General features: G+C 69.8%; 4 protein-coding genes. 3 read left to right on the forward strand and 1 reads right to left on the reverse strand.

Annotated features, from left to right (window positions below):
• Positions 1 to 1,370: MMPL family transporter (locus CCN56_RS29810; protein WP_179200029.1), on the reverse strand; the 1,370-nt coding region annotated here is incomplete at its 3' end.
• A gap of 437 nt (positions 1,371 to 1,807) precedes the next feature.
• Between CCN56_RS29810 and CCN56_RS29815 the strand changes: the two genes are divergently transcribed.
• The 3 genes from CCN56_RS29815 to CCN56_RS29825 form a co-directional block, all read left to right on the forward strand.
• Positions 1,808 to 2,767, forward strand: coding sequence for a 3-oxoacyl-[acyl-carrier-protein] synthase III C-terminal domain-containing protein (locus CCN56_RS29815; protein WP_086831055.1), 960 nt, complete (start codon positions 1,808 to 1,810; stop codon positions 2,765 to 2,767).
• The gene (locus CCN56_RS29820) at positions 2,764 to 4,155 is read left to right on the forward strand and encodes an ATP-grasp domain-containing protein (protein ID WP_086831056.1); all 1,392 of its coding nucleotides are present in this window, start codon (positions 2,764 to 2,766) and stop codon (positions 4,153 to 4,155) included. Before CCN56_RS29815 ends, CCN56_RS29820 begins: the two co-directional genes overlap by 4 nt.
• The coding region (locus tag CCN56_RS29825; RefSeq protein WP_256962236.1) for a type III PLP-dependent enzyme at positions 4,148 to 5,412 on the forward strand (1,265 nt) is incomplete at its 3' end. The genes CCN56_RS29820 and CCN56_RS29825, both read left to right, overlap by 8 nt.

Here is a 5,412-nt window from a genome sequence, read left to right on the forward strand (position 1 = left end):
ACGCGAAGGTGGACGCCGCGGTAGCGGCCGGCCACGCTGTCCACCATCTTGACCGCGGGCAGCCGCGAGAGCCTCGATGCATACAGCCCCACCTCCCCCGCACGCCCCGGCTCCGCGCGAGGCAGAGCCACCACGAGGGTGGTGGCCGGCGCCATCTCGGGGAAGCCGGTCTCCAGCGCGGTGGCTGCGGCGCGTGAGGAGGCCAGGGCGGGCAGCGTCCGCTCGTCGATCGGCGCGAGGTGGAGGTGGGTCAGTGGCAGGCTCATCGTCGACAGCAGCACCAGGACTGCCACCAGCCATACGGTGGGCCTGCGGCACACCATCGTGGCGAACCGGCGCCAGCCCGCGCTGGCCTCCCACCCGCCACCCCCACGGGCGCCTTGCGACCCGGCCTCGCCCGACACGGAGCCGGCGAGCCGATCACCGGCCAGGAGCAGCACAGCAGGTACCACCAGCAGGACCACCGCGCCCGAGGACACGGCGACGGTGACACCGGCCAAGGCCATCGACCGCAGGAAGGGCACCGGGAAGGCCAGCAGGCACGCCATCACCAGCGCCACCGTCACCACCGAGAACACCACTGTGCGGCCCGCCGTACGGACCACTGTCTTTGCCGCTGCTGCCACGTCATGACCGGTGGCCCGCTCCCGCCGGAAACGGGTGAGGAGAAACAGGCAGTAGTCGACCGCCAGCCCGAAGCCGAGTGCCGTCGTCAGGTTCGGTGCGAACATCGACAGTTCCACCAGCGAGGCAAGCGGCCGCAGACAGGCCAGGGCGACCACCGTGGACACCACTGCGACAGCTACCGGTAGCAGCGCCGCAAGAACCGAGCGGAACGCGAAGACCAGCATCAGGAACACCAGGGGAGCCGTCACCAACTCGGCCCGCACCAGATCGCGTTCGGTCCGGTCGACGACCTCGGCCCCCATCCACGCGGAGCCCGTGGCCTCCACCCGTAAAGGGCCCTGCTCGCCGGTCAGCGACGGCACCAGCACACCGGCTGTGCGCACCCGCTGGTCCTCGGTGCCCGCCAGCACCGCGAGAACTAGGGCGCTGTCCCCCGTGGCGGAACGCAGCAGCGGGTCCCGCCCGTCCCAGTAGGAGGCCACGGACACGACCCCCGCGGCCTGGGACAGGCGCCGCGTCAGAGTGCGTCCGGCCGCCGCCGCAGCCGGAGCGTCCACCGGGCCGCCGGCATGCACCACCAGCGTCAGATGCGTCTCCCCTGCACCAAACACCTCGGCGGTGTAGGTGTCCGCACCAACAGCCTCAGCCTCCGATGCATCAAAACCGCCACTGACCAGTTGGCCCCACAGCCCGGCCGCCACAGCCGCGCAGACCACCGTCGCCACGGCGCTCAGCACCAGCACGGCCCATGCCTGCCTGCGCCGCTGGGCAACCCGGGGCGCCAACTCCTCGCCGGACCCTCGTGATCGCCCAAACCCATCCCCGACCGGCGTCACAGAGCCGCCGGTCCGCTGAGCCCTGCCCGTCGAACAGGACCACGGCCAGCACGGAGACCCTCAAAGTTTGAATGACAGGGGGCGCACGGGAAGTCAGCACGGTTCACGCACGTGCAACGACCCGACACTTGACCAGTTACGCGGCAACCGGGAAGCCGGTTTATCGACAACTCCAGGCGGTTCCTCGCGGCGAGCGCAGTGCGCACTGCGGCCCGGCACATCGCTGGGCCTGACGGGTACATGCCCCAAGATCGCTATTACGTAGAGTTTTGCTACAGTCGCCATCCGTAGTCGTCAGCTTTTCGGTCGGCGGGTCCGACAGCAGCACAGGGAGCAGCTCCACGATGTCCGTTGAGGACGGCCTCAAACTTGTCTGGACTGAAGTCTTCGTTCCGGAACGGGAGGTGAGAGTCGCCGAGATCGGCGCTCACCACGGGCTTGCTCCACGGCAGGTGGCGGTGCTGGAGCGGATGCACGGCGTTGCCAGTGTGCGATGGGACCCCGATCTTGCACTGTTGGACCTCCTGGTGCCACCCGCCCGGAAGGCCCTGGAGCGTGCCCGCGGGCGGCAGGAACCCGCCTACCTCATCTACGTGCACGCGAGTCCGGAGGTGGCTCCGGCGAATGTGAGCGTCGCGCGGGAGTTGGCGGATGCACTTGGTCTCAGACAGACGCAAGTGTTCGCGGTGTCCCAGCAGGCTTGCACGTCGAGCCTGGCGGCCCTGGAAATCGCCGGCGAGCTGCTGCGGGCGGAGCCGCCGGGCGCGCGGGCTCTCATCGTCAACGGGGAAAAGCCCTTCACCGAACTGAACCAACTCCATTACCCGATCGGCGACATCATGGGCGAGGGCGCCACCGCCACGGTGGTGTCCTGGGACGGCCACGGCGACGAGATCCGGGGATACGCGATCAGACATGACGGCTCGTTCGCCGATTCCCTCACGTTGTACGAGGCACTCCCCCGGCGGCAGTTCGTCGACACCAGCATCGACATGATCGTCAAAGTGGTCGGCGACGTCCTGTCGCAAGGCGGCCTGACCCTCGCAGACATCGACCACTTCATCCCCAGCAACATCAGCCGCGTCTTCTGGAGCCAGGTGGTGAGCGCCCTCGGGGTGGACCGCGACCGGGTCTTCCTGGACAACCTGCCGCGCTACGGCCACTGCTTCGCCGCCGACTCCCTGATCAATTACGAGACGCTACGGGAGCGCGGCCGGCTGGCGCCCGGCGGGTACTCGCTGCTGGCCTGCCCGGGGCTTGGCGCCAGCTTCGCGGCGATGCTGCTGCGGCACGGTGCGCGGTGAGCGCGTCCGGTTACCTGCGGCGCCTGAAGGAAGCGCTGGTGGGCGACCCCGGGGCCGAGTTCGTGCTGCTGTGCAACTTCGAGGCCGAGCGCGCCTGGGGCTCCGGCGCCGTGGGGCTGCCGGCGCTACCGTCGGTGACGGCCGCCCGGCCGGCGCTGGCGATGGAGGAGCTGGGGGTCTGCCTGGCCGCGCAGGGCGACGAGTTGCTCCTGGGCCGGCCGCTGGACCCTTCGTTCCGTGCCTACCTGCGCTCGGCCGGGATCGCCGCGCCCGCCGGTATCCCCGTGACAGGTCCCGGCACCGTCGAGACCGCCGACCGCGTCCTGTCCGACGCACGTGCCCTCGCCCGGTTGAGGGCCGCTGCCAAGCGCGGCGCGTATCTGCTGCCGATGGGGAGTACGGAGCGAACCCGGCAGATCGCGAAGCTCACCGGTCTGCGGTATGCCGGGGCCGAGCCGGCCGTCGCCGCCCGGGTCAACAGCAAGATCTACGCACGGCGGCTGGTGGAAGAGCTGGGGCTGCGGGCGGTGCCCGGTGTCTGCTGCGAGTCGGTCGAGGACCTGGCTGTGGCGCTGGCCGCCGACCCGTTCGAGCCGCTGATCGTGAAGGACGCGTACGGGGTGTCGGGCCGGGGGCTGCTGCGCCTGGACAGCCCGGCCAGGGCACGACGGCTGCTGGAGATGGTACGGCGCCGTGCCCAACGCACCGGCGACGACCGCCTGCACGTCGTGGTGGAGCGCCTCCTGCCCAAGACCTGCGACCTCTTCTACCAGTTCACCGTCGCACGGGACGGCACGGTCGTCCTGGACACCGTGCTGGAGACCCTGCTGGACGACGGCGTCCCGCAGGGCAACACGGCTCGCTCGCCGTGGGCGGACAGGCACCGGGCGGAGATCGAGGAGTGTGCCGTACGCATCGGCCGGAAGGTCCACCGGGACGGCTACCACGGCGTTGTCGGAGTGGACGCACTGTGCGGCGCCGACGGCACCCTCTATCCCGTACTGGAGATCAACGCCCGGCTCAACCTGCCCACCTACCAGTTGTCGGTCATGCAGGACCGGCACGCGTCCGGCCTGACGTACGCGCTGTCCAGGCAGTACACCCTGCGGCTGAGGCACGCGACGTCGTTCGAGCACCTGCACACGACACTGAGGCCGGCCCTGGCACCGGACCCCGACGGGGCCCATGCCGTCCTCTCCTGCTTCGCTCCCCTCAACGCCCTCGCCGAGCAGGCACGGGACGGCCGGACCTTCCCGGGGCGGCTGTACACCGTCATGTTCGCCCCCGACCCCGATTCCCTGGCCCGGCTGGAACTTCGCATGCGCCACAGCCTCGATGCCCTGACCGGCGACAGACACCCGAACAAGGTGGGAGCAACCCGTGCATGACGCCCTGATCTCGGAGGCGGCCGAACACTTCGGCACACCGCTGTACGTCTACGACGCCGACGTACTGCGGGGAACCTACCGGCGGTTGAGAGGACTGCTGCATCCACGGGTGGACGTCTTCTACTCCCTCAAGGCCAATCCCAACGTCAGCGTCAGTGCGCTGCTGCGGGCGGAGGGCGCGGGCGCGGAGGTGTGCTCGCCCGCCGAGCTGAGGACCGCCCTCGACGCCGGGGTGGCCCCCGACGACATCATCTATCTGGGGCCCGCCAAGGACGCTCCGCAGTTGCGCGCCTGTGTGCGGGCCGGTATCCATGCCGTGGTGTGCGAGTCCTTCGACGAACTCACCCTGCTGGAAGGGATCGCCGACGAGGCAGGGCGGACCGTCAACGCGATGCTGCGTATCAACCCCGCCCAGCGTGCGCCCGGTTCGGCACTGACCATGGGAGGCAAGCCGCGTCAGTTCGGGATCGACGAGTCCGAGGTCGCGGGGGCGGGCGGATTCCTCCGCGGACTGCGCCACGTACGCGTCATGGGCCTGCACGCCTACCTGGGGAGCAGATTCCTCGACCACGAAGCGATCATCCGCAATACGCGGGAGGTCCTGAGGCTGGCCGACGAGCTGGCCGCCGTACTCGGGCGCCCGCTGGAGACCGTCGATTTCGGCGGCGGCTTCGGCGTCGCCTACTTCGACAACGAGACCGACCTGGACGAGGAGGCCCTGGCGTCGGGCCTCGACGAGGCTGTGGGACCGTACGCCGCCGCTCATCCGCAATGCCGCCTGATCACCGAACTCGGCCGTTACCTGGTGGCCGACGCGGGCCTTTACGTCATCAGGGCCGTGTCCGTGAAGGACTCCCTGGGCGAGACGTTCGTCGTCTGCGACGGCGGGACCAACCATCACATGCACGCGGTGGGCATCGGCCAACTCGTCAAGCGCAACTTCCCCCTCCGCCTGCTGTCCCCCTACGAACACGACGCCCCGCGCCACCTGTACAACGTCACCGGGCCGCTGTGCACACCCACCGACCTCCTGGCCAAGAAGATCTCGCTGCCCCGTGTCCGGCCCGGCGACCTGCTCGCGATCGAACGTTCCGGCGCATACGGCCCCACCGCATCACCGGTGCACTTCCTGGGCTTCGGCGCGCCCGCAGAGGTCATGGTCCTCAACGGCAGTCCCCAACTTGTCCGTTCCCGCGACACGGTCGAGGATCTGCTGTCCCGCCAGCGGCTCGTCGAGCCCGTCCCCACACCCCCCAC

The sequence above is a fragment of the Streptomyces sp. NRRL B-24572 genome (assembly GCF_002156145.1).
GTDB lineage: Bacteria > Actinomycetota > Actinomycetes > Streptomycetales > Streptomycetaceae > Streptomyces > Streptomyces vietnamensis.